This window comes from Parabacteroides sp. (assembly GCF_977054455.1).
Map to the genome: position 1 here is coordinate 1 of NZ_CDRTCT010000016.1, position 23,272 is coordinate 23,272.

General features: G+C 47.7%; 22 protein-coding genes, 1 tRNA gene and 1 pseudogene. 13 read left to right on the forward strand and 11 right to left on the reverse strand.

The window, feature by feature from the left end:
- The first annotated feature begins 158 nt into the window (after positions 1–158).
- From ACW6QF_RS09415 to ACW6QF_RS09425, 3 genes are all read left to right on the forward strand, one after another.
- Entirely contained in the window at positions 159–536 is a 378-nt protein-coding gene (locus tag ACW6QF_RS09415) for a helix-turn-helix domain-containing protein (RefSeq protein ID WP_456087621.1), read from the forward strand.
- A gap of 14 nt (positions 537–550) precedes the next feature.
- Positions 551–853, forward strand: coding sequence for a DUF3876 domain-containing protein (locus tag ACW6QF_RS09420; protein ID WP_456087622.1), 303 nt, complete (start codon positions 551–553; stop codon positions 851–853).
- 110 nt (positions 854–963) lie between these two features.
- Positions 964–1,206 (forward strand): helix-turn-helix domain-containing protein, encoded by a 243-nt coding sequence (locus ACW6QF_RS09425; protein WP_456087623.1) that lies wholly within the window; start codon positions 964–966, stop codon positions 1,204–1,206.
- A gap of 217 nt (positions 1,207–1,423) precedes the next feature.
- Here the strand turns inward: ACW6QF_RS09425 and ACW6QF_RS09430 are convergent, their stop codons facing one another.
- From ACW6QF_RS09430 to ACW6QF_RS09440, 3 genes are all read right to left on the reverse strand, one after another.
- Complete coding sequence (locus ACW6QF_RS09430; protein WP_025830704.1) at positions 1,424–2,191, reverse strand: hypothetical protein; 768 nt, start codon at positions 2,189–2,191, stop codon at positions 1,424–1,426.
- Between the two features lie 35 nt (positions 2,192–2,226).
- Entirely contained in the window at positions 2,227–3,456 is a 1,230-nt protein-coding gene (locus ACW6QF_RS09435) for a site-specific integrase (RefSeq protein ID WP_456087624.1), read from the reverse strand.
- A gap of 243 nt (positions 3,457–3,699) precedes the next feature.
- Positions 3,700–3,773, reverse strand: a tRNA-Asp gene (locus ACW6QF_RS09440).
- Positions 3,774–3,912: 139 nt separating this feature from the next.
- On the opposite strand from ACW6QF_RS09440, the gene ACW6QF_RS09445 reads away from it, so the two are divergent.
- Together ACW6QF_RS09445 and ACW6QF_RS09450 are read left to right on the forward strand one after the other, a co-directional pair.
- Complete coding sequence (locus tag ACW6QF_RS09445) at positions 3,913–5,226, forward strand: pyridoxal phosphate-dependent aminotransferase (RefSeq protein WP_298548403.1); 1,314 nt, start codon at positions 3,913–3,915, stop codon at positions 5,224–5,226.
- 122 nt (positions 5,227–5,348) lie between these two features.
- On the forward strand, positions 5,349–5,945 hold the full coding sequence (locus tag ACW6QF_RS09450; RefSeq protein ID WP_308573056.1) for a YqgE/AlgH family protein: 597 nt from the start codon (positions 5,349–5,351) through the stop codon (positions 5,943–5,945).
- 77 nt (positions 5,946–6,022) lie between these two features.
- Here the strand turns inward: ACW6QF_RS09450 and ACW6QF_RS09455 are convergent, their stop codons facing one another.
- Genes ACW6QF_RS09455 through recR form a run of 3 tightly spaced genes read right to left on the reverse strand, consistent with a single transcriptional unit; the run spans position 6,023 to position 8,344 of the window.
- Entirely contained in the window at positions 6,023–6,547 is a 525-nt protein-coding gene (locus ACW6QF_RS09455; RefSeq protein WP_456087684.1) for a GNAT family N-acetyltransferase, read from the reverse strand.
- Between the two features lie 5 nt (positions 6,548–6,552).
- Complete coding sequence (locus ACW6QF_RS09460; protein ID WP_456087625.1) at positions 6,553–7,707, reverse strand: glycosyltransferase family 2 protein; 1,155 nt, start codon at positions 7,705–7,707, stop codon at positions 6,553–6,555.
- 13 nt (positions 7,708–7,720) lie between these two features.
- Positions 7,721–8,344 (reverse strand): recombination mediator RecR, encoded by a 624-nt coding sequence (gene recR, locus ACW6QF_RS09465; RefSeq protein ID WP_456087626.1) that lies wholly within the window; start codon positions 8,342–8,344, stop codon positions 7,721–7,723.
- Between the two features lie 277 nt (positions 8,345–8,621).
- On the opposite strand from recR, the gene ACW6QF_RS09470 reads away from it, so the two are divergent.
- Both ACW6QF_RS09470 and ACW6QF_RS09475 read left to right on the forward strand, forming a co-directional pair.
- Positions 8,622–10,619: an OPT family oligopeptide transporter gene (locus ACW6QF_RS09470; protein WP_456087627.1), complete on the forward strand. Its 1,998-nt coding sequence runs from the start codon at positions 8,622–8,624 to the stop codon at positions 10,617–10,619.
- A gap of 49 nt (positions 10,620–10,668) precedes the next feature.
- The gene (locus tag ACW6QF_RS09475) at positions 10,669–11,982 is read left to right on the forward strand and encodes a SpoIID/LytB domain-containing protein (RefSeq protein WP_456087628.1); all 1,314 of its coding nucleotides are present in this window, start codon (positions 10,669–10,671) and stop codon (positions 11,980–11,982) included.
- Positions 11,983–12,205: 223 nt separating this feature from the next.
- Here the strand turns inward: ACW6QF_RS09475 and ACW6QF_RS09480 are convergent, their stop codons facing one another.
- From ACW6QF_RS09480 to ACW6QF_RS09490, 3 genes and pseudogenes are all read right to left on the reverse strand, one after another.
- Positions 12,206–13,024, reverse strand: coding sequence for a carboxymuconolactone decarboxylase family protein (locus tag ACW6QF_RS09480; RefSeq protein ID WP_456087629.1), 819 nt, complete (start codon positions 13,022–13,024; stop codon positions 12,206–12,208).
- Positions 13,025–13,035: 11 nt separating this feature from the next.
- Positions 13,036–13,410, reverse strand: a pseudogene (locus tag ACW6QF_RS09485) (putative quinol monooxygenase); the annotation flags it as partial.
- A 130-nt stretch (positions 13,411–13,540) separates the two neighbouring features.
- Positions 13,541–13,756, reverse strand: a complete 216-nt coding sequence (locus tag ACW6QF_RS09490; RefSeq protein ID WP_186929831.1) for a hypothetical protein — start codon at positions 13,754–13,756, stop codon at positions 13,541–13,543.
- 194 nt (positions 13,757–13,950) lie between these two features.
- Between ACW6QF_RS09490 and ACW6QF_RS09495 the strand changes: the two genes are divergently transcribed.
- The 5 genes from ACW6QF_RS09495 (at position 13,951) to ACW6QF_RS09515 (ending at position 17,837) form a co-directional block, all read left to right on the forward strand.
- Positions 13,951–14,826: a helix-turn-helix domain-containing protein gene (locus ACW6QF_RS09495; RefSeq protein ID WP_456087630.1), complete on the forward strand. Its 876-nt coding sequence runs from the start codon at positions 13,951–13,953 to the stop codon at positions 14,824–14,826.
- 36 nt (positions 14,827–14,862) lie between these two features.
- Positions 14,863–16,344: a sodium:solute symporter gene (locus ACW6QF_RS09500; protein WP_456087631.1), complete on the forward strand. Its 1,482-nt coding sequence runs from the start codon at positions 14,863–14,865 to the stop codon at positions 16,342–16,344.
- A gap of 29 nt (positions 16,345–16,373) precedes the next feature.
- Positions 16,374–16,970, forward strand: coding sequence for a ribosome biogenesis GTP-binding protein YihA/YsxC (yihA, locus tag ACW6QF_RS09505; protein WP_456087632.1), 597 nt, complete (start codon positions 16,374–16,376; stop codon positions 16,968–16,970).
- A 256-nt stretch (positions 16,971–17,226) separates the two neighbouring features.
- A complete protein-coding gene (locus ACW6QF_RS09510; RefSeq protein WP_298548433.1) occupies positions 17,227–17,529 on the forward strand; it encodes a hypothetical protein in 303 nt (100 codons plus the stop codon).
- The gene (locus ACW6QF_RS09515) at positions 17,517–17,837 is read left to right on the forward strand and encodes a type II toxin-antitoxin system RelE/ParE family toxin (RefSeq protein ID WP_298548435.1); all 321 of its coding nucleotides are present in this window, start codon (positions 17,517–17,519) and stop codon (positions 17,835–17,837) included. The genes ACW6QF_RS09510 and ACW6QF_RS09515 overlap by 13 nt, the downstream gene beginning before the upstream one ends.
- Before the next feature lie 66 nt (positions 17,838–17,903).
- Here the strand turns inward: ACW6QF_RS09515 and ACW6QF_RS09520 are convergent, their stop codons facing one another.
- Together ACW6QF_RS09520 and ACW6QF_RS09525 are read right to left on the reverse strand one after the other, a co-directional pair.
- On the reverse strand, positions 17,904–20,207 hold the full coding sequence (locus ACW6QF_RS09520) for a TonB-dependent receptor (protein WP_456087633.1): 2,304 nt from the start codon (positions 20,205–20,207) through the stop codon (positions 17,904–17,906).
- 247 nt (positions 20,208–20,454) lie between these two features.
- Positions 20,455–20,808: a hypothetical protein gene (locus ACW6QF_RS09525; RefSeq protein WP_298548438.1), complete on the reverse strand. Its 354-nt coding sequence runs from the start codon at positions 20,806–20,808 to the stop codon at positions 20,455–20,457.
- A gap of 171 nt (positions 20,809–20,979) precedes the next feature.
- Between ACW6QF_RS09525 and ACW6QF_RS09530 the strand changes: the two genes are divergently transcribed.
- Entirely contained in the window at positions 20,980–23,265 is a 2,286-nt protein-coding gene (locus ACW6QF_RS09530; RefSeq protein ID WP_456087634.1) for an NADP-dependent malic enzyme, read from the forward strand.
- Positions 23,266–23,272 lie beyond the last annotated feature (7 nt).

Sequence of the window (23,272 nt, forward strand, 5' to 3'; positions counted from 1 at the left end):
ATTTATAATGTTAATTAGTGTAGATAAAACTCAGACTTTTATATGCGATAGCCCTAAAGTTCTATCCAACGGGTGGGATACTTTTCAATTATTTTAGTGGAGTACTTTTCAGTTATTATCTACAGATAACGTACTGGAAGAACATTTGAATACACACAATGATGTTCTTTCGGCTCTCTATCGGGAAGAAATGCAAAAAGGAATATTCAACCAGCCAAAAGAAAAAAACCTATGAATATCATACTATTGAGGAACAGACCTTTAAACAGGTGTGCGGTCGGTTTTCCGGCTTCGCCAGTCAGGTGGAACGGATTTGCAAAGAGAATACCCGTCAGCCAGATGAATGGCTGTCAGGTCGTGAAGTGTGTGCCCTGCTCGGTATCAGCATCCGAAGTTTGCAGAACTACCGGGATAGCGGTAAACTGGGCTACTCCCAAATAGGTAACAAGCTGTACTATAAATCTGCCGATATTGAAAGACTGATTGCAGAATGTATGGAAAACAAGATAACGAATTATAAATCAAACAATAAATAAATAAATATTGTCCTATGGAAAAGAAAGAAGAAAATAATACGGAAATAAACCAGTCATTCAAATTGTCTGCTATTGTCGGAATTTGGGAAAGTTTAAACCTTCATCCTACGGTGATGATATACCCAAGCAAGAAAAAGTATTTCCTTTCGATGCTCCATGTATCTGATAACGGACAGGCGAAACCAGCCGTTTACGAGATACAGAAAGAAGATGACCGTTACTTCATCGTTGAAGCCTTTAAACGGCTTTATATCGGCTATGATGCGGTAAAAGATAGTATTTCCATATTTTACTATGGTGAGTATCTGCGTAACTGACAGGTGTATGTCTGTCAATCATTCAAACGAATTATCAATCAATATAACGATATAGCAATATGGAACTGATAAATGGCAATAGTGAAATAATTAGGGACTTCTTTTAGTCTATGGATAGAATATTAGACGGTATCAGCCGACTGGCAAAGGAAAACAGACCACATTTGAACGGTGAAAAGTTTCTAAGCAACCGGGAAGCAGCCAAATGCCTGAAAGTAAGCATCCGCACGCTGCAAGAATGGAGAGATACGGGCGTTATCCCTTACATTCAGATAAAAGGCAAAATAATCTACCGTCAAAGCGATATAAAAAGGCTTTTGCAGACCTACTATAATAAAGAACGGCAGGAATAACCTCCATCCTTAAAAACACACATTTTTTTCCGAAACTGACTAAGAGCATTAACTTTATTAGTGTAGTATTTCGTCTGTGCAAGTCTTTAACTAAAAATACAACCCGGAGCGCAGCGCAGGTGTGGAGATTTTTAGTTAAACCCATAGGGCTTGGACTTGAACGGACGGAATACGGAGCTTACCTTTGTTAATGTTTTATTCAGCTTCGGAAAAAGTACTATACTTCTTTCTGCAATTTTGCAAACCTTGTCATTAAGGATTTTTCCCCGAAGTTCTCAAAATCAACTTTCACCACTTCGTCTCGACCTGATTTTAAAATATCTTTTATAAATCCTTTTCCAAATCTTTCATGTATAACATTATCACCTATAGCTAATGCGCACTTTTGGTTTATGTAATGTATCTCAGAGGATGTATTTGGAAGTCTTTCTTGCAAATTGGTTATTTTTGAAGTTAGGTCTTTTATCATTTCTGTTACATAAGTAATTTCAGGCGATAAATGTATATTTGCTTCCAGTGTAGCAGTAGAAACGCCTAATAAAGATACTAAAGAATTAATATTTGTTTCTTTAGTAGAATATGTTGATTTTATATTAGCAGCTATAATATCTATTTCGTTTTGAACTTCATCTATTCTTAGTGAACTAGAATATTCACAATCCCTAAATCCTTGTATATCAAAAATACGACTTGTTAAATCATCCTTAATTAAACAAACAGGTAAGTTAAAAGCCTGCCTTATGCCTAATTCATATAACACATTTGGATTTTTAGAACTCAAATCACAGATACACATTTCAGCACTCAAAAGATGCTGAACTATATCTAATACTATAAAATTAGTCTCCTGAATTTCATCTGCTCTTGTTGCTTCAAATCCTGCCTTTTCAATTGCAGGTCTAAGAAGATGCAGATAAACTCTATTAAAATGTCCACTTGGATAATCGTCTGTATCAGATATAGGCATTATAACAAAACACTTCATATTATTTCTTTTGAGACAAAGTTAATAATTAAAAACTATTTTCCTATAAAATTTCTCTCTACATTTGCCATATCACGCATAATAGAACTATCCAAAACTTTTGCATAATGCTGTGTCATTCTGATATTGGAATGTCCCAAGATTTTAGACACATTTTCCATTGATACATCATTGGCAAGAAAAACAACAGTAGCCGCCGTATGTCTTGCAACATGCGTGGTCAGGCGTTTGGTAATGCCGCATAAATCAGCGATTTCTTTTAAGTAAGCATTCATGCGCTGATTACTGATTACAGGCAAAAGTACACCTTTCTTTATACACTCTGCATTATCTTCATATTTCCTCAATATCCTTTGAGGAATGGATAAAACAGGAATATTACACATTTGATTAGTCTTTTGTCGTGCCTTGCGTATCCATAAAGCACCGTTATTGTCTTTTGTTAGGTGTTCACGGCTTAACTGCTGCACATCAACGAAAGCAAGAGCAGTAAAACAGCAAAAGACAAAAATATCCCTTATCTGCTCCAGCCGTTGGATAGCAAATTCCTTGTTCATTAGAATATCCAGTTCTTCACGTGAAAGGAACTCTACATTTACTTCCTCCTGCTTGAAGTGGATGCCGTAAAACGGGTCTTTCTTTATCCAGTCATTAGCCAAAGCAATGCGAACAACCTTTTTCAAATTCTTCAAATGTTTCAATGCGGAATTGTTTTGGCAATGCTTCTCTGTTTTTAGCCAAAAATCAAAGTCACGGATAAACTGCCCGTCCAGTTCTGCCAGCATTATATCATCACGGTGGTAACAACTGCGGATATATTCTTTCAGTCGATTTATGGACGTATCAAACTTGGTAACTGTGCTTTTCGTATATTCTTTGCCAATCAGGGCACGGCATTTCTCGTTATGCTCCGCATAAACTTCCAATAAACTACGTTGTACTTTGTCCCGTCCGTAGAAACAATCTTTTATTATATCAGCTGTTATTGGCTTGTTGTCTATTTCCAGTTCGCGGTGTATCTGCAATACTTTGGCACGAACCGTATTAATATAGAGGTTTAGTTCTGTGGCTACACGGTCTTTTCCTTTGGAACATTCCTTTTTCTGATTCCATAAATCTACGGGAATACTCCGTTTAATCATAACTTCGGCTACTCGCTTGTTTACGGTGATGCGCATACAAATAGGAGCTTCACCGTTTTTCAGAAGTTTCGCTTTCTTGATGATAAATAATACGCTTAGTGTGTTTCTTTTCACTGCTCCCATAATTCTTTGATTTTTAAGTGGTACAAAATTAGTTTGCTACACTCAAAAACCAGCTACGTAAAAAGCTGACAATCAAAGACAAATGCGTCAATTCGTGGGAGCAAAAACGGTTTTCAAAAAGTCCCACGAATAAGCCACGTGAGAACTGCCTAAGACTACTGTTTTTTGCCGAAGCGGAGAAAAAGAAAAAGCTCTGAAATCCTTGAATTTCAGAGCTTTGCTTTAATTTGCTATTCGCTTTCGCGGTCCGGACGGGACTCGAACCCGCGACCCCATGCGTGACAGGCATGTATTCTAACCAGCTGAACTACCGAACCGGAACTTTTGTATTGCAATCTCTATCGATTGCGGTGCAAAGGTAGAGATTATTTCGAATCTTGCAATAGTTTCGTGGCGAAAATTTAGGTCGGATGGATTATTTTTCTACTTTTGCCCCTCATATAAACAATAACAATCATGAAGAATACTCCGGTAGATTATCAGACAGCCAGAAAGATCATAGATGGCTACGGACTTCCCGATTTCGGGAAAGCGACGATCCGCGAGGTCGTTGCCATATCCACACAACTCGAACAAGAGACTAAAACAGAATTTATCCATATGGAAATGGGGGTTCCCGGACTGAAAGCGGCTCAGGTCGGTATCGATGCCGAGATCAAGGCCCTTCAGGAAGGCGTCGCCTCCATCTATCCGAATATCAACGGTACACCCGACGTAAAAGCGGAAGCATCCCGTTTCATCAAGGCATTTATCGATATCGATGTAGCGCCGGAAGGCTGCGTCCCCGTAACAGGCTCCATGCAGGGGACATACGCTTCGTTCCTCGTCTGCGGACAATGTACGCCGGGAAAGGACACGATCCTCTTTATCGATCCGGGATTCCCTGTACAGAAGCAGCAGATCACGGTCATGGGCTATAAATACGAATCGTTCGACGTGTACGAATACCGGGGCGAAAAACTACGGGACATATTGGAACAATATCTCTCCAAAGGAAACATTGCCGCCATGATCTACTCCAACCCCAACAATCCGGCCTGGTTCTGCCTGACGGAAGAAGAGCTGAAGATCATCGGAGACATGGCAAACAAATACGACACGATCGTGATCGAAGACCTCGCCTATTTCGCCATGGACTTCCGCAAACCGCTGGGCAAGCCGTTTGAAGCGCCTTTCCAGGCAACTGTAGCCCGCTATACGGATAATTACATCTTGCAGATTTCAGGTTCAAAAGCATTCAGCTATGCCGGCCAGCGCATCGGCGTCACGGCAATCTCCGACAAGCTGTACCACCGGGCCTATCCCGGACTGACACAGCGCTACGGAGGCGGGACGTTCGGAACCGTGTACATCCACCGCGTGTTGTATGCCCTGTCGTCGGGCACAAGCCATTCGGGGCAGTTCGCATTGGCAGCGATGTTCAAAGCTGCGGCAGACGGGACGTTCGATTTTATTTCGGAAGTAAAAGAATACGGACGCCGGGCGGAAAAACTGAAAAAGATCTTTACCGATTACGGTTTCCGGATCGTCTACGACCATGACCTGGACCAACCGATCGCGGACGGGTTCTATTTCACGATCGCCTATCCGGGAATGACCGGAGGAGAACTGATGGAAGAGCTTATTTATTATGGCGTAAGCGCCATCTCACTAAGCACGACAGGCAGCAACCAGGAAGGCCTCCGTGCTTGTACTTCTTTTATCAAACCGCATCAATATGCCTTGCTCGAAGAACGTCTGAAGCTGTTCAAAGAGAATCACACCGCATAATTAACACGAGCCGGGCTTTTATTTATGGTTCATTAACATGAAAGTCCGGCTTTTCGTTTGTTTCTTTAAACCAAAAGCTATATATTGTCGCTGTTTTATTAATCAGCAAGCATAACTCTGTCATGGCAATGTATAACAACATATTCAAAATAACTCATAATGACGTGCTTCCGGCCCAAGGAAGCATCCTGATATCAGAACCTTTCTTACAAGATGCCTACTTCCAACGTTCCGTCGTACTATTGGTAGAACACACGCAAGAGGGTTCGATGGGCTTTGTATTAAACAAGAAAACAGAGTTAGCGGTCAACACTTTCTTTGCCGATTTGCAGGAATTTCCGGAAATGCCGATCTATTTAGGCGGCCCGGTCAGCGCCAACCGCCTGTTCTTTATTCATTCCTTAGGAGAGTTGATTATCCCGAACTCCCTCAAGATAAACGATCACCTCTATTTCGACGGCGATTTCAACGCACTGATACGTTATATCCAGAACGGGCATCCTGTCGACGGGAAAGTAAAATTCTTCTTAGGTTACTCCGGATGGCAGAAAGGACAACTGCACAATGAAATAGACCAAAATTCATGGGTCGTAAGCCATGCCTCCAACCGGAACGTGTTGCTCGCCGAAGGGGAAGACTTCTGGAAAAAATCGCTCGAATCGCTCGGCAGCCAATATGAGACATGGACGAAGTATCCGAAAGAGCCATCGCTCAATTGAAATTAAAAATTAAAAATTAAGAATTAAAAAATGAGAGTCAAGTATTATTTTTTAATTTTTAATTCTTAATTTTTAATTTAATCATCGATTTTCTGCATCGTCAAGACATCCGAATAACCGTCTTTAGTCGTTATCCAGTCCGTCAGTATGCCTGTCACGGTAAAGCCGCAACGGGTAAAAAGGGCTTTACTGGGTTCGTTCCCTATCGGGATATGTACGAAGAGCTGGTGTAGTTTCAAATAAGAAAAAGCATATTCGATCAATAGGTTCAACGCTTCTGTAGCCAGTCCGTTCTTCTGGTAAAGCGGATCGACCAGTATGCCGACTCCAGCCCTGCGATGATGCGGGTCGAAATCGTACAAATCCAGCATGCCGACCGTTGCGCCCGTGGAGCAAAGGTCGATCATCAGGCGCAATTGCTTCAAATCGAATATATCCCGGTGAGATTCCGCTATATATTCTTTCAAAAGGTAGCGGGAATAAGGCGCCAACGTATTCCCGAGCTCCCACCATTCGGGATTGTTTTCCCAGGCATAGAGCAGTTCCAAATCTTCCGGTTCCGGGGCGCGAAGGCGGACAGTTTCGTTTTGAAGTAATTCCATTTTCATCAGATCAGTTGCTTGCTTCCTTTATTATATATATGATAGCTGATCTTTTTATCGACCATCTTGTCCATCAATAAAAGCATCTGTTCGAAACGGGCATCCGGGTAGCAGAATGCCAAATCGGTAAAGCGCTTCATCTGGTTACGGCGGCAGATAGCATCCATCACACGCTCTTCACTCAGATTCCAGAGATTGACATATTCCAGATCCGGCATCCGTTCCACACAGGCTGCTTTCACCTCCTCAAACTCTTCCTCCCGGCAAAGCACCAGCAGGCGGCGATGTTTCGTCCGGGGTTTCCGTTTCAGCCCCAACATACCGGCGACGGCAGAAAGGGACGCTTTCAGCAGAACGGCCAAACGGATCAGCATGCCCATCAGCCAACCGGAATGCGGATAATATTTCCGGTAGAATATCAGCATGGCTCCATAAAAGGCTTTTACATATTTGATATCACCATGCTTCGTGCTTTCTCCTTTATAATGAAGGATACGTTCAGGGATATAATAATTCGCATAGCCTCCCTGCACAATCCGGTAAGACAGGTCGATGTCTTCGCCGTACATAAAGAAAGACTCGTCCAACAGCCCCACTTTATCCAGCGCTTCACGGCGAAGGAACATGAAAGCGCCCGCCAATACCTCGACCTTATGCTGCCTCTCCTTATCCAAGTACGGCAGGCTGTAGCGGGCAAACAGGCGGGAAGAAGGGAACAGCTTCGACAACCCGAACAGCTTGCAGAAAGAGACCCAGGGAGAAGGGAAACTCCGCTTGCTCTCCGCCAGGAAAGCGCCGTGCCCGTCCAGCATCTTCACCCCGATTCCGCCCGCCTGCGGATGTTCGTCCATAAAGAAACAAAGGGAGCGCATGCTATCTTCGCCTATCAGGGTGTCGGGGTTCAGCAGGAGGACATACTCTCCGCTGCTGATCCGGATCGCCTGGTTGTTCGCTTTGGCAAATCCCGGATTATCTTCATTCTCGATGAAAGTGACTTCCGGGAAACGCGGGCGAAGGTATTCGACCGAACCGTCGGTCGAATGATTATCGACAACCAGCACTTCCGCTTCCATCCCCTGGGTGGCGGCACGGACGGAACAGAGGCACTGTTCGAGAAAATACTTTACATTGTAGTTGACAATTATGATTGAGAGTTTCATGGGGATTTATGATTTATAGTTTGATGGAGTCGTTGAAGCTGGTGCGGTTCACGATGGAACGCCCCAACGTTATTTCATCGGCATATTCGATTTCGTCGCCAATGGAGACGCCACGGGCGATGACCGATATTTTCACATCGTATGAGGAGAGCTTGCGGTAGATAAAAAAGTTCGTCGTGTCGCCCTCCATCGTCGTACTGAGCGCCAGGACCACTTCCTTCACTTCCCCTTCGGCAATCCGTTGTACCAGGCTGTCGATCTGCAAGTCGCCCGGACCGATCCCGTCCATCGGCGAGATAATGCCGCCCAGGACATGATAAACGCCACGGAACTGCCCCGTGTTTTCGATCGCCATCACTTCCTTGATATTCTCGACCACGCAGACCGTCGAATGGTCACGCTGGCGGTCGGCGCAAATAGAGCACACGTCGTCGTCGCATATATTATGGCAGACCTTACAATATTTGACATCCCGGCGAAGCGCCAACAGCGCGGACGCAAACCCTTCCGTGTAGCCGGCATCCCGGCGAAGCATATAGAGCGCCAGCCTGAGCGCCGTCTTCCGCCCCACTCCCGGCAATGACGACAATTCGTTCACGGCGTTTTCCAATAAGACTGATGGATATTTTTGATTCATTCGCAATCTGATCTTCTTTAAGTACAAAGGTAATATAAAAATGAAATTCAAGAGCGATCAGGGACAACTAAATCATAAAAGCCGGAAAGGGGCGAAGATTTCTTCTGCCTTTAGGCAAACAAAATTTGCCGATTCCAAAATAATAAGGCATACAGCCAAGAATAGATGCTACGATCAGGTTCATTTGTTTCTTAAAGAGAAATAATGTAGCTTTGCGATGCTTAGCCGACATACGATAAGCAGATTCTGATTAAATCTAACTAAATAAATAAACACCGTGAAGAAAGAAGATGAAGAAAAGGTGAGCGGGCTACCGGAAAACGCCTACAGAGAACTGAAAGAAGGTGAGGTATATAAACCCATCCTGTCGCCCGACAAACAGTATCGGGAAGTAACTCCCTGGTCCGTATTCTGGGGACTTGTCATGGCCGTCCTGTTCAGTGCGGCGGCTGCTTTCCTCGGACTGAAAGTCGGACAGGTATTCGAGGCCGCCATCCCGATCGCGATCATAGCTGTAGGATTGTCCAGCGGGTTCAAACGTAAAAACGCGTTAGGCGAAAACGTCATTATCCAGTCTATCGGGGCGAACAGCGGCGTGATCGTGGCAGGCGCCATATTTACGCTGCCCGCCCTCTACATCTTGCAGGATAAGTATCCGGAGATCACGATCAACTTCTTCGAAGTATTCATGAGCTCCCTCCTGGGCGGTATCCTCGGCATCCTGCTCCTGATCCCGTTCCGGAAGTATTTCGTATCGACCATGCACGGTAAATATCCGTTCCCGGAAGCGACTGCCACCACGCAGGTATTGGTGTCCGGCGAGAAGGGAGGCAACCAGGCGAAGCCGCTTATCTATGCGGGCCTGGTCGGAGGTCTGTACGACTTCATCATCGCGACCTTCGGCTGGTGGAGCGAGACGGTCAGCACGCGCATCGTCGGTGTCGGCGAGATGATGGCCGACAAGGCGAAAGTCGTGTTCAAGGTGAATACCGGCGCCGCCGTGTTGGGTTTGGGATATATCATCGGATTAAAATATTCGGCCATCATCTGTGCCGGATCATTCTTAGTGTGGTTGGTAATCATTCCGTTGATGTCTGTCGTTTTCGGCGCCGATGTCCTGACATTCGGCAATGACGCCATTACGCAGACGGTAGGAAGCATGAGTGCGGAACAGATCTTCACCACCTACGCCCGCCACATCGGCATCGGAGGCATTGCGACCGCCGGCGTGATCGGTATCATCAAGTCATGGGGAATCATCAAAGGAGCCGTGGGATTGGCCGCCAAAGAGCTGAAAGGGAAAACGGGGGCTGCGCAGACGGAAGAGATCCGTACGCAGAAAGACCTGTCGATGAAAGTGATCGCCATCGGCATCTTTGCAACACTGATCGTGACGTACCTGTTCTTCCACTTCGGCGTGCTGGATAACTGGTATTACGCGCTGATCGGATTGTTGATCGTCGGTATAATCGCTTTCCTCTTCACAACCGTTGCAGCCAATGCGATTGCCATCGTCGGGACCAACCCCGTATCCGGGATGACGCTGATGACCTTGATCCTGGCCTCCATCATTCTGGTTGCCGTCGGGTTGAAAGGGACAGCCGGCATGGTATCGGCACTGATCATCGGGGGTGTGGTCTGCACGGCGCTTTCTATGGCAGGCGGTTTTATCACGGACCTGAAGATCGGATATTGGATCGGCAGCACACCTGCCAAGCAGGAAAGCTGGAAGTTCCTCGGAACCTTAGTATCGGCAGCAACCGTAGGCGGCGTGATCCTGATCCTGAACCAGACATACGGTTTCACAAGCGGACAACTGGCCGCTCCGCAAGCCAATGCGATGGCGGCCGTCATCGAGCCGTTGATGAGCGGTTCGGGTGCTCCCTGGGCGCTGTATGCCATCGGAGCCGTACTGGCCATCGTCCTAAACTTCTGCAAGATTCCGGCGCTGGCATTTGCATTGGGCATGTTCATTCCGCTGGAGCTGAACACGCCGCTCTTGATCGGAGGCGCCATCAGCTGGTATGTAGGCAGCCGCAGCAAGGACCAGGCCCTGAACAGTGCACGTCTGGAAAAAGGGACTTTGTTAGCATCCGGTTTCATCGCAGGCGGAGCCTTGATGGGAGTCGTCAGCGCAGCCATGCGTTTCGCCGGTATCAACCTGGTTGACATCGAATGGATGGAAAGCAATTTAGCCGGAGCACTGGCCGTCGTGATGTACATCCTGCTAATCGCTTATCTGGCAATAAGTTCATTGAAAGCCAAGAAAGAATGAAAAAAATCATCACTTCTTATTTTTTAATTCTTAATTTTTAATTTAAACCATGGAAGCACCTGTAGTGAATGTCGGCATTATGACGGAAAAGGCCGTTTCGTTTGTATTCCACGGAGAATATGTACATACGGAAACCGGAAAGTTCCTGACGGGGGAACAGCGCGCTTTATTTGTAAACGGCAATATCGTTTTCAATGGCAAGTTGTTCAAAGAGATCTTCTTTGAACCCGCCTCCCCCGCCTCGTCCTTCGAATTGAAGGCAGTCACTATAGGTCATGACTTCCACTGGCAACGGCAGGAAGACCAATGCTTCAAAGGGGCTTTCAACCTGGTGGCGGGCGGGAATGGCATTGTCGTCATCAACCAGGTGGACGTCGAAGAATACCTGACCAGCGTCATCTCCTCGGAAATGAGCGCACAGGCTTCGAAGGAGCTGCTGAAGGCACATGCCGTCATCTCCCGCAGCTGGCTGCTCGCGCAGATCGAAAAGAACTTCCGTCTGGACGGCAAAGAGGAGAAGCAGCAAAGCTGTTACCGTGACAACGAACAACTGGTGCGCTGGTATGACCGCGAAGACCATGATATCTTCGATGTCTGTGCCGACGACCATTGCCAGCGTTACCAGGGAATCACCCGCGCCTCCAACCCGGTCGTCCAAAAGGTGATCCACGAGACAAGAGGCGAGATACTGACGGATGGCGAAACGATCTGCGATGCCCGCTTTTCCAAATGCTGCGGAGGCGTGACGGAACAGTTCGAACATTGCTGGGAACCGGTCCCCCACTCCTATCTGACCGCACTACGGGACAGCCGGGAGAAGACTTTCCCTGACCTCACCCAGGAAGAAGAGGCCCGGAAATGGATTCGCTCCGCTCCCGACGCTTTTTGCAATACATCCGACAAAGAGGTTCTCAGCCAGGTGCTGAACAACTATGATCAGGAAACGACAGACTTTTATCGGTGGAAAGTATCCTACAAGCAGGAAGAATTAGCCGGATTGATCCATCGCAAGAGCGGGATCGATTTCGGCCGGATCCTGGATTTGATACCGCTCAGCCGCGGCACATCCGGCCGTATCGAAATGCTGAAGATTGTCGGGACGCACCGGACCTTTACCATCGGCAAGGAGTTGGAGATACGCCGGACCTTATCCGAAACACATCTGTACAGTTCGGCCTTTGTCGTGGACAAAGAAGATGTGCAATCCGGCATTCCCGGACGGTTCGTCCTGACCGGCGCCGGCTGGGGACACGGTGTAGGGTTGTGCCAGATCGGGGCCGCCATGATGGCGGACGAGGGATATGATTACCGGCAGATTCTCTCCCACTACTTTTCCGGAGCTTCTATTGAAAAAAGGTATTGAGGAATTTATGATTTATGCGTCGGTGATAAATCATAAATCAAAAAGGCTGCGTATCCGAAGATCGCAGCCTTTTCTTTATTGTGTTTACCTATTTGTCTCCGGTCTTTTGAACCGGTTGCCTTGACTCTCCCGAGCTCCAGCTGATACAAAGGAACAAGAAATTAATAACATACGCAAAACAAAATAGACAAAAAGCCCAAATTTTCCTACGAAAACGAATATTTTACCGATGAATCAGGCCATACTCTTCATCCGTAACCGGTTCAAGCCACTCATTGGAGGTGTTCTCGCCGGAAATCTCGAACGCAAGATGTGCGAACCAACTGTCGGCGGCAGCACCATGCCAATGCTTGACATTTGCCGGGATATGGATGACCGTTCCAGGCAGAATCGCCACCGCCGGCTTGCCCTCTTCCTGATACCAGCCGCGGCCGGCTACGCCGATGAGCATTTGTCCGCCGCCACTCGTTGCACGATGGATATGCCAGTTGTTGCGGCAACGCGGCTCGAAAGTGACATTGGAGATATTTACCTGCTCGCGCGAAACCGGCGCGAGGTAACTGTTACCGGTGAAATACTGCGCATAGGCCGTATTAGGTTCGCCAATGGAGAAGATCATCTCGCGCTGGAAAGCGGCTTTAGCATCTTCTCCGGCCGTATCTTCGGCCCACACGCCTTTTGCGAGGTTGAATGCAGCCCACGCCTTAGGCCAACCGGCATAGAAAGCGATATGGGTAATGATCTCGGCAATCTCCGTGCGGGTGATGCCGTTCTTCTTGGCAGACTGAAGATGGTAAACGAGCGAATTGTCCGTTATACCTTGACTGATAAGAGAGGTGATCGTCACTAAACTGCGGTCACGCAGACCGAGCTTGTCGGTGCGGCTCCATACCTCGCCGAAGAGGACGTCGTCGTTGAGTTCCGCAAATTTAGGGGCGAACGTTCCCAACTGGTCGCGTCCTGCCGTCTGTACTATTTTTTCCTGTGCCATAACGTTGAATGTTAAAATACTGAACATTAATAATAAAAAGAATCTATTCATAATCGTTGCGTTTATTGAATAAAATTATTGATTCGGCTTGCAGGGTTGAGTGGAACCTGGTCGGATAAGACAAGCGTCTTGACCATATGCAGCGTCCCCTGTTTGTACTTTTGAAAATGTTCCGATGCGATATGAGATTTATAAGCCTCCTGGTTTGCATACGTTTCGAGGATGGTAACCATGCAGGGATTCTCCTTTTCACTGACGGCATACATGGTCAGCACTCCCGGCTCGGTACGCAGGGAGACCTCGCCAACTTCGGTCGCATAGTTTATATATTCTTCAAGATACTCCGGATAAACCTCTATTTTCGATAGCCGCACAATGCCGTCGGCTGCCATAGGCAGTTTGGCACACATACCGGGTTGCTTATCCAGATTCAGGCAAGCTGACATTGACAATACAGCCAGCAACATCAAGGGAATCAATGATAACATTTTCATAAATCAGCTTATTTATCTATTTGACTTTCGGTGAACGGGTCGGCCCGATGGCCCACCAGGTCGATTTTTAATTTCATGTATGACTGCAATAAGTCAATCCCCGCAATATTTCTATCTCGTTGTTTTCCAAATGAAAGGCAATGGCTTCCTCTTCCGTATCGGGAACCAAGCCGGCTTGCACAAGAAAACATCGCATTACTTTCTGAGGGGTGGTATGATAGCGGTCTGCAATGAAGCATACGGCTTCATCGTTATACAATGCTGTAGGAATGTCTATTAGTTCGTTCATCTTTTTCTATTTTTTCAGTATTGCAAAGTTACCATGCCACGCAAAAAACGGATGTAACGATAAGTGGGGAGTTTGTACCGTTTTTACTGATTTTAATGGATCAATATTATTTTATTCATTTGATATAATATATATTTGTACATATCTATCGAATCCCGCATGATGCTATGAGCAAGATTTTGAAAATAAGAAACGTGAGCGACTACAGTCACTATCTCGGACACGCAGACCGGCATCCGTTGGTCAGTGTCATCGACTATGCAAAGGTGTCACCCATCCGCCATAGCCTGAACAATTACGGTGTCTATGGCATTTTCTTTCATGATGAATCGGATATAGACCTGGCTTACGGATGCGGCAAATACGATTACAAGAAAGGAACCGTCATCTGCGTGGCCCCCGGTCAGATCGGAGGAAAGGAAGATAACGGCGAACAGGTTATGCTGACGGGGTGGGCGTTGCTTTTCCATCCCGACATACTGCACGGCACCCCTTTGGAAAAGACCATAAAGGACTATTCCTTTTTCGATTACCGTGTCAATGAAGCCCTACACATGACCGACGAAGAACACGACATATTCGTCTCTTTGATGCAACAGATAAGGGACGAACTGCAAAAAAGGCACGATGAACTGCAAAACACCATTATAGTAGGATATATCGGGCTGGTTCTGAACTTCTGCCAACGCTTCTATAACCGGCAATTCATTACCCGAAAGCTGGAAAACTCGGACATACTCATGAAGTTCGACACCTTGCTGAGAGATTATTTCGAAGAAAAGAAGCAGTTGACACTCGGCATACCGACCGTACAATACTGTGCCGACAAATTATGCATGTCGTCCAACTATTTCGGAGATATGATCAAAAAGGCGACAGGTGATACCGCAAGCAATTATATCCGCCAATATGTCATCCAACGGGTGAAAAACGAACTCGCATCCGGGGCCAGTATCACGCAGGTTGCCGACGAGCTCGGATTCGAATATCCCCAACATCTCAGCCGCATGTTCAAGAAGCTGGAAGGGCTTACTCCCTCCGAATATTGCGATCGTTTGTCCAAATCATAAATCACCCTTATCTTTACGGCAAATTAACGACAAGTCATGAATAGCTATATCATCCTCTTTATCATAGCCGCCTATTTCGGAATCCTTCTGCTGATCGCCTGGATCACGGGGCGGAAAAGTTCGAGCAATGAAGCGTTTTTCCTCGGCAACCGTAAATCTCCCTGGTACATCGTATCGATCGGAATGGTCGGGACATCGCTTTCCGGTGTCACTTTCGTTTCTGTTCCGGGGATGGTACGCAGCATAGACATGACCTATATGCAGACGGTCTTAGGGTTCTTTTTCGGATATATCCTGATCGCCAAAGTGTTGTTGCCGCTTTATTATAAACTACAGCTAACCACCATCTATTCGTACTTAGACGACCGGATCGGACGGCATAGTTATAAAACAGGGGCCTCCTTTTTCCTTCTGTCCAAGATCGTAGGGGCGGCGGCACGGCTCTATTTGGTCGTGCTGATCCTGCAACATTATGTATTCAGCGCTTGGGACATACCGTTCGCCGTAACGGTCGTTATCAGTATTTTCCTGGTCTGGCTCTACACCTATCGGAGCGGCATCAAAACCATCATCTGGACAGACACGCTGCAAGCATTATGCCTGGTCGCCATGCTGATCGTCATTATCTGGCAGGTGAAAGACAAGATGCAACTGGATTTTGCAGACATGGTACAGACTTTGCAGGCCAGTCCGCATTTCCGCATCTTCGAGTTCGGCGACTGGCACAGTACGCAACATTTCGTGAAACAGTTTTTCAGCGGAATCTTCATCACCATCGTAATGACCGGCCTCGATCAGGACATGATGCAGAAAAACCTTTCCTGCAAGAATCTGAAAGACGCCCAAAAGAATATGTACACCTACGGCTTTGCCTTCACACCGGTCAATTTCCTGTTCCTTTCGCTTGGCGTCCTTCTGCTGACGCTCGCCTCGCAGCAGCATATCGAACTGCCCGCGTTGAGCGACGATATTCTCCCGATGTTCTGTACCTCCGGCATATTGGGACATTCGATCCTGCTCTTCTTCACGATCGGTATCATCGCGGCGGCATTCAGCAGTGCCGATTCCGCCTTGACAGCCCTTACGACCTCTTTCTGCATCGATATTTTAGGGGTCGAAAAAGAAAAGGCACAATCCGCCAAACGCACCCGCCTGGCGGTCCATTTAATGATCTCCGTCCTGTTTGCCATTATCATACTCGCGTTCAAGGCGATCAATAGCCGGAGTGTGATCGATGCCATTTACATGATCGCGTCCTATACATACGGTCCGCTACTCGGCCTCTTTGTGTTCGGGTTATTTACGAAAAAACTTCCCCGTGACAAATTTGTTCCTTATATATGCATCCTGTCCCCTTTGATCTGTTTCCTGACCGATTATTTGGTGAAACGGCATACGGGATATGTTTTCGGCTATGAGATGTTGATGCTGAACGGAGCTATTACTTTCTGGGGATTATGGCTTTGTTCGATTAAAAATGGGAAATTTCAATTATCTTTAGGCCCGGATTCGGTTTGAAGAGTATAAATCAATAAACAACAGATAGAATGGAAATCAAAAGCGCAGAATTTGTTATCAGTAACACAAACGTAAAGAAATGTCCCGCAGGTGATCTGCCGGAATACGCTTTTATCGGGCGAAGCAATGTTGGCAAATCCTCCCTTATCAATATGCTGACCGGCAAAAAGGGGCTTGCCATGACCTCCCAGAAACCGGGAAAGACGATGCTTATCAATCATTTCCTTATCAACGGGCAATGGTATCTGGTCGATCTCCCCGGCTATGGTTTTGCCCAGCGGGGAAAAGAGGGACGCGAAAATATCCAGCGGATCATCGAAGACTATATCCTGGAACGTGAACAGCTCACGAACTTGTTTGTCCTGATCGACTGCCGTCACGAACCGCAAAAGATCGACTTGGAATTTATGGAATGGCTTGGAGAAAACGGAATCCCCTTTTCCCTCATCTTCACTAAGATCGACAAAATCAGCAGAGGGCGCTTGCAGGAGAACCTGAAAGCCTACCAAGCGAAGTTATTGGAATCATGGGAAGAACTTCCTCCCATCCTCCTCTCCTCCTCCGAGAAGAAAGAAGGAAGGGATGAGATCCTTAATTACATCGACGAGATCAATAAAAGTCTATAAAAGCCAGAACGCTCGATCGCAACTTGGGGTGATAAGAGGTACGGGTGGTATGGGAATCGCCAACAACTTTACCGAAGCCGGCACGACTGCACCGGCTTCGAGGGGGCAACACCCCGCCGAGTACAGTTGACCAGCCACCGTACTACTATCTTCGCGCTTTAACAGTCCCACCGGCCAATTTCCCATGAAATAATTTCTTTCCTGCCGGAAAAGAACTACATTTGCGAATATTACAAAAACCAAAATAAGTAAAAACATGAATACATTGAATTTGCAAGGAGAACGGCTCGAACTGTTCAACCAAATTGCCAGCCTTGACAATGAAAGCTTTGCCAGGGTAAAAAAGTATGTCAAAAGGGTTATCCACGATCATCATCAAGTTAAAATCGAGAAAAAGAATCTTAAAGATGTCGATCTCATCAGTGATGAAGAAATTGAGGATGCAATGCGCCCTTATACGCATGAAGAGAAAATGGAAAGATTAAAAGTCTCCGAAGCTGATCCAGTTTATTATAAGCATGAAGATGTGAAAAAAATGTCATTAGAATGGCTCAAATGAAAACACACTGGAAACGCAAAGCCTTAGCAAAATATAAAAGCATTACACTCTGGTACAAAAAGAAAATGGGATTTTCTGCCGCAAGTAAATTTGTGCAAGGCATTAATGATGTAGTTGCTTTATTGGAACAGAATCCTTATATGGGAAAAGAGGAACCAGAACTTAAGGCATACAAGAAAAACTATCGTTCCTTCGTTGAACACCGCAATCATAAGATTATCTATTATGTAGAGAAAGACACAATCTACATTGCCGATATCTGGCCAAACAGCCAAAACCCGGAAGACATCGACAAACGATTGAAATAAAAAAGGGGGGTGTGTCATCTGCGCTCTATTTTATATTTTGACACACCTTCTTTCCTTTTCCACGGCTTAATAGCTGATTTTACACCCCACAAAATAACTGCGCGGAGTTCCGGGACCGTAGATATATTTGGAGTCGCGGTCCTTGCCCTGATCGAAATCGCTCTGATAAGCCTCGAATATGTTTTGCACGCCGGCGTTCAACTGCAAAGTCACCGACTTATACAAAGGAAAGTCGTACGCGACCTTCATGTTCAGATCAAAGAAATCAGGCGTCTGCACCTCCCGGTCCTCCGGAATATAGCCGGCCAGGTGTTGCACCAACATGGTTCCCGTATAGGTCCCCGTCAGTGAAACGGCCAGACGTTTGACCGGTGTAAAGGTGGAAGTAAAATAACCGTACACATCCGGCGTACGGAACATCTTTTTCTGTGCCGGCAGATCCGGGTTCGTCTCGCTCCAGGTCACTGCCTCCTTGTAACGGCTGCGCTGGATGGTCGCGCCCGCCTGAAGTTGCAGCCAGGCATACGCCATCTTTCCTTCCAAATTGACCCCCATCACGCGGGCGCCGTCCTTATTGCGCCGTTCCATAATCAGGTTGCCCTGATCGTCATGCCCTTTCTCTTGCAGGAAGAACACATCGCTCAGATCCGTATAGAAACCTTCCACCAACAAGTTCAACTGGACCGGACCGAAACGATGATAGAAATCCGCCGAAGCGCTGATGCTCCTGGACTTCTCCTCTTTCAGGTCCTCGGCAAGCCGGATGATCGCCACTTCGCCACCGACGGCCGCCACATGCAGGTCCTCGTCAAATGCCTGCGGGGCACGGAAACCGCTCGAATAGGACAAACGGAGATTGATGTCTTCGGTCGGATTGAAACGGACATTCGCACGCGGACTGAAGATCAGATGATCGATCAGGTTATGCTTGTCGAAACGACCGCCGACCAGGAAACTCCATTTCTCATTCTTCCACTCGTTCTGCAGGAACAGACTACCGATATGGACCGTCTGGTCCACGATACGGTTATACCCCAACATCTCGTCCTTCAGCTCGTCGAAGTTATATTCCATGCCGCCGGTAAACTCCGCCGGCATGAACAAGCATTTATCGGCCGAATAGGAATACTGCGAACCGGCGACAACCGTCATGTCCGTCGTATGCCCGTACGCATCCGGATTCCGGTTGGTCCCGTAATAACTCTTCCGGTTCGTATGCTGCGCGGAAGTATAGACGTTCAGGCGATGTTTATAGTCTTTGGAGAACAGGTCGAACTTCAGGCCGCCGCCATTGATGCTGTGGTCCGTCTGTTCCGCCACCCACGCTTCATGGGGCGGCCGGTGGATCTGGTCGCCGCCACGACGGTACTCGCTTATATTATGGTATTCGAAACCCAGTTTGGAATAGGTGCTCGTCTTCAGATAGGAACGGAAACCGACCGTCCGGGCTTCCAACTGCCCAAGTTCGGAAAAGCCGTCCCCGTCATGATCGTAAGCCGAACGATGGCGGCTCTGCCCGAAAAGATAGACGCCTGCCTTGTGGTCGTCCGTCACCAAGGAAGCATTCAAGGTCGTATTATTGTCCGGGCGGCTTCCTCCGATCATCGTCAGCGAATGGGCGATCTGGGCCGAGTTGCGCAAAGGTTCTTTCGTAATGATATTGATCGTGCCCGCAATTGCCGACGAACCGAAAAGGGCGGAACCGCCGCCGCGCATGATCTCGACACGCTCGATCATATTGGCCGGAATCTGTTCGAGGCCGTACACGCCCGTCAGCGCACTGAATATGGGACGGCTGTCCACCAATATCTGCGTGTACGGACCTTCCAGCCCGTTGATACGCACCTGCTGGAAACCGCAGTTCTGGCAATTGTTTTCCACCCGCACGCCCGGCTGGAAGTTCAGCCCGTCGGCAAGCGAAGTGGCATGCGTCGTCTCGAACATTTTCGAATCCAGCACGTTCACAAGCGACGGAGCCATACGCCGGGTCGTCTCGTTCCGGTTGGCCGAAACCACGACTCCATCCAAAGACAAGGCTTCTTCTTCCGCCTCGAAATTGATTTCCAGCGTCTTCCCTTTTTTCAGCGTTACGGGTGTCTCGATGGTTTTATAGCCCATCGTCTTCATCACGACCGTGAATTTCCCTTCCGGCAGGTTCTTCAGATAATAATGGCCCGTGGCATCGGTCGAAGTCCCGATAGTCGTTCCTTTCAAGAAGATGGTAATGAAAGACAAATGTTCGCCGGTTTTCCGGTCCACCACATGACCGACAATGTTCGCGTCCGATGGATTCAAGGCAGGACCCTCCTCCGCCCGCGCGACCGTAAAGGCACAGCACAGGCATAGTATAAGTATAATAATCTTATTCATTTCGTTTGTTCTGATAAAATAAAGACTTGCATAAAAATTCACATGGCTGTGCATCCGCCGCAAGAAAGGCTTGCAGGCAATAACAGTTTCCTTTGCATGAAACTTTTGTTTCACGCCGGTGAAAATAAAGTTTCCCGCAAGTGAAAATAAATTTTCACCGGCACGGAACAAACTGAAACTTTTGTTTCACCCTCTCGCAAAAGGTGAAACTTTTTTGATTTCCTACCAACGGCAGATGCTATCTTGATCAGACAAAGGGAGGAGCGCGAAGGAACAGTTTCCCCAAGACAGGGAGCAGATGATCCGGGAAGACCGGATTTTCGATTATCTTATAATTCGGTGTAGCATAAAATTGCAGAAGCAGCGAATGGATCGCCCCGTCCTCCACATGGACAGTCGTCAGCAAATGGAACAGCTGGATTTCCGCAAGAGACGAGTGACGGTGGTAAGTACCGTCTGCCGCCTTCCTGAACGGGTGCGAATGGACTATCGTCGTGCCATGCTCGACATGGACGTGCATAAACAAAGAAACGCTGCTGTAGTACACTATAAAAAGTGCAGGCAGCAACCATTTCATATATTTCGCGATTGTCTGTTTCACATTCCGTCCTTGTCAAATCGAGGGTACGAAGATAACACAAATAGCCGAAACCTGCAAATACACAAAATTCAAGCAACTAAATGTAAGCGTTTGATGCCATATTCATAATAATTTGTTACTTTTGTGCGCAATTTTCGAAAGACAAAACAACAATTAAAAACTATACAGTCTATGGCTAAGATCACGAAAGAAGAAGCACTCCGCTATCATGCGCAAGGCAAGCCGGGAAAGATAGAAGTCGTTCCCACCAAGCCCTATAGTACCCAGATGGATTTGTCGCTGGCTTATTCGCCCGGCGTTGCCGAACCCTGCCTGGAAATCGAAAAGAATCCGTTGGATGCTTACAAATATACTTCTAAAGGGAACCTGGTAGCGGTCATTTCAAACGGCACAGCCGTATTGGGATTAGGAGATATCGGCCCGTTGGCCGGCAAACCGGTGATGGAAGGGAAAGGACTGTTGTTCAAGATATTTGCCGGTATCGATGTGTTCGACATCGAAGTGAACGAGAAAGACCCCGACAAGTTTATCGAGACCGTAAAGGCCATCGCCCCCACTTTCGGCGGCATCAACCTCGAAGATATCAAAGCTCCCGAATGTTTCAAGATCGAAACACGCCTGAAAGAAGAGCTGGATATTCCGGTCATGCATGACGACCAGCACGGGACCGCCATTATCTCCGGTGCAGGCTTGATCAACGCGCTGGAGATCGCCGGGAAGAAGATCGAGGACGTGAAGATCGTGGTGAACGGCGCCGGAGCCGCTTCCATCTCTTGCACGAAACTATATATAATGTTAGGGGCAAAGAAGGAAAACATCATCATGTGCGACAGCAAGGGCGTTATCTCCACGCATCGCACGGACCTGAACGAATCCAAGAAATTCTTCGCTACCGACCGCGACATCAAGACATTGGCGGAAGCCGTCGTCGGAGCCGACGTGTTCTTGGGATTATCGGTCGCCAATGTATTGACAAAGGAGATGGTCCGTTCCATGAACACGAACCCGATCGTGTTCGCTTTGGCCAACCCGAATCCGGAAATCTCGTATGCCGATGCAATGGCTTCACGCGACGATATCATTTTCGCCACAGGCCGCTCCGACTATCCGAACCAGATCAACAATGTATTGGGATTCCCCTATATCTTCCGCGGCGCATTGGACACGCATGCCAAAGCGATCAACGAAGAGATGAAATTGGCGGCCGTCTACGCGATCGCCGGACTTGCCAAAGAACCGGTTCCCGACGTGGTGAACGCAGCCTACAAACTGAAACGGACGACTTTCGGACGTGATTACATCCTGCCGAAAGCGCTCGACCCGCGGCTCCTGACCCGTGTTTCCTGTGCCGTTGCCAAAGCAGCCATCGAATCGGGCGTATCCCGCCGGACGATCACCGACTGGGAAGGTTATGCCAACCACTTGCGCGAAATGATGGGATATGACAACAAGCTGCTCCGCTCGTTCACCGATATGGCCAAGGCCAATCCGAAACGGGTGGTATTTGCCGAAGCCAACCATGTCAATATGCTGAAAGCCGCTGCCGAAGCAAAAGCCGAAGGTATCTGCATCCCTATCCTCTTAGGCAACGAAGAACGCCTGGCAAAGATCGCGGCAGAAGAAAACATCAGCCTCGAAGGGATCGAAATCGTCAACCTTCGCCACGACCGCGAGACGGAACGCCGCCACCGGTATGCCAAGATCCTGTCCGATAAGAAAGCCCGCGAAGGTGTCACCTATTCGGAAGCTTGCGAAAAGATGGTCGACCGCAATGCCTTCGGTATGATGATGGTCGCGACAGGCGATGCCGACGCTTTCGTGACAGGCGTTTACAGCCGCTACTCCGAAGTGACCAAGATGGCTGAGCAGATCATCGGCATCCGTCCGTCTTACACGCATTTCGGCGCCCTGAATATCCTGACTTGCAAGAAAGGCACGTTCTTCATCGCCGACACGCTGATCAACCGCCACCCGTCGACGGAAGTATTGATCGATATCGCCCGCCTGACCCAGGATGCCGTGAAGTTCTTCGCACATGAACCGGTTATGGCGATGTTGTCCTACTCCAACTTCGGCTCCGACAAGCAGGGCAGCCCGCTGAAAGTCCACGACGCGATCAACTACCTGCACAAGAACTATCCGGATATGATGGTAGACGGCGAGATGCAGGTCAACTTCGCCCTGGACAAGAAGCTGCGTGACGAAATGTATCCGTTCAATAAGCTGAAAGGAAAAGATGTCAACACGCTGATCTTCCCGAACCTGAGTTCCGCCAATAGCGCCTACAAGCTGCTCGACACGCTCGGCATCAGCGAAACGATCGGCCCGATCCAGATGGGCTTGAACAAACCGATCCATTTCACCGACGTGGAAAGCTCTACGCGCGACATCCTGAACCTGACGACTGTCGCTGTCGTGGATGCGATCGTACAGGAACAGATCGAGAAAGGGGAATAACGCCCCG

What these genes read in the sequence shown, in the direction of transcription:
- ACW6QF_RS09425 (WP_456087623.1), top strand. Translation starts at nt 964, where the DNA reads ATGGATAGAATATTAGACGGTATCAGCCGACTGGCAAAGGAAAACAGA.
- ACW6QF_RS09445 (WP_298548403.1), top strand. Translation starts at nt 3,913, where the DNA reads ATGAAGAATACTCCGGTAGATTATCAGACAGCCAGAAAGATCATAGAT.
- ACW6QF_RS09430 (WP_025830704.1), bottom strand. Translation starts at nt 2,191, where the DNA reads ATGAAGTGTTTTGTTATAATGCCTATATCTGATACAGACGATTATCCA.
- ACW6QF_RS09450 (WP_308573056.1), top strand. Translation starts at nt 5,349, where the DNA reads ATGGCAATGTATAACAACATATTCAAAATAACTCATAATGACGTGCTT.
- ACW6QF_RS09530 (WP_456087634.1), top strand. Translation starts at nt 20,980, where the DNA reads ATGGCTAAGATCACGAAAGAAGAAGCACTCCGCTATCATGCGCAAGGC.
- ACW6QF_RS09415 (WP_456087621.1), top strand. Translation starts at nt 159, where the DNA reads ATGATGTTCTTTCGGCTCTCTATCGGGAAGAAATGCAAAAAGGAATAT.
- ACW6QF_RS09420 (WP_456087622.1), top strand. Translation starts at nt 551, where the DNA reads ATGGAAAAGAAAGAAGAAAATAATACGGAAATAAACCAGTCATTCAAA.
- ACW6QF_RS09480 (WP_456087629.1), bottom strand. Translation starts at nt 13,024, where the DNA reads ATGAATAGATTCTTTTTATTATTAATGTTCAGTATTTTAACATTCAAC.
- ACW6QF_RS09500 (WP_456087631.1), top strand. Translation starts at nt 14,863, where the DNA reads ATGAATAGCTATATCATCCTCTTTATCATAGCCGCCTATTTCGGAATC.
- ACW6QF_RS09520 (WP_456087633.1), bottom strand. Translation starts at nt 20,207, where the DNA reads ATGAATAAGATTATTATACTTATACTATGCCTGTGCTGTGCCTTTACG.
- ACW6QF_RS09490 (WP_186929831.1), bottom strand. Translation starts at nt 13,756, where the DNA reads ATGAACGAACTAATAGACATTCCTACAGCATTGTATAACGATGAAGCC.
- ACW6QF_RS09510 (WP_298548433.1), top strand. Translation starts at nt 17,227, where the DNA reads ATGAATACATTGAATTTGCAAGGAGAACGGCTCGAACTGTTCAACCAA.
- ACW6QF_RS09460 (WP_456087625.1), bottom strand. Translation starts at nt 7,707, where the DNA reads ATGAAACTCTCAATCATAATTGTCAACTACAATGTAAAGTATTTTCTC.
- recR (WP_456087626.1), bottom strand. Translation starts at nt 8,344, where the DNA reads ATGAATCAAAAATATCCATCAGTCTTATTGGAAAACGCCGTGAACGAA.
- ACW6QF_RS09435 (WP_456087624.1), bottom strand. Translation starts at nt 3,456, where the DNA reads ATGGGAGCAGTGAAAAGAAACACACTAAGCGTATTATTTATCATCAAG.
- ACW6QF_RS09475 (WP_456087628.1), top strand. Translation starts at nt 10,669, where the DNA reads ATGGAAGCACCTGTAGTGAATGTCGGCATTATGACGGAAAAGGCCGTT.
- yihA (WP_456087632.1), top strand. Translation starts at nt 16,374, where the DNA reads ATGGAAATCAAAAGCGCAGAATTTGTTATCAGTAACACAAACGTAAAG.
- ACW6QF_RS09515 (WP_298548435.1), top strand. Translation starts at nt 17,517, where the DNA reads ATGGCTCAAATGAAAACACACTGGAAACGCAAAGCCTTAGCAAAATAT.
- ACW6QF_RS09455 (WP_456087684.1), bottom strand. Translation starts at nt 6,547, where the DNA reads ATGGAATTACTTCAAAACGAAACTGTCCGCCTTCGCGCCCCGGAACCG.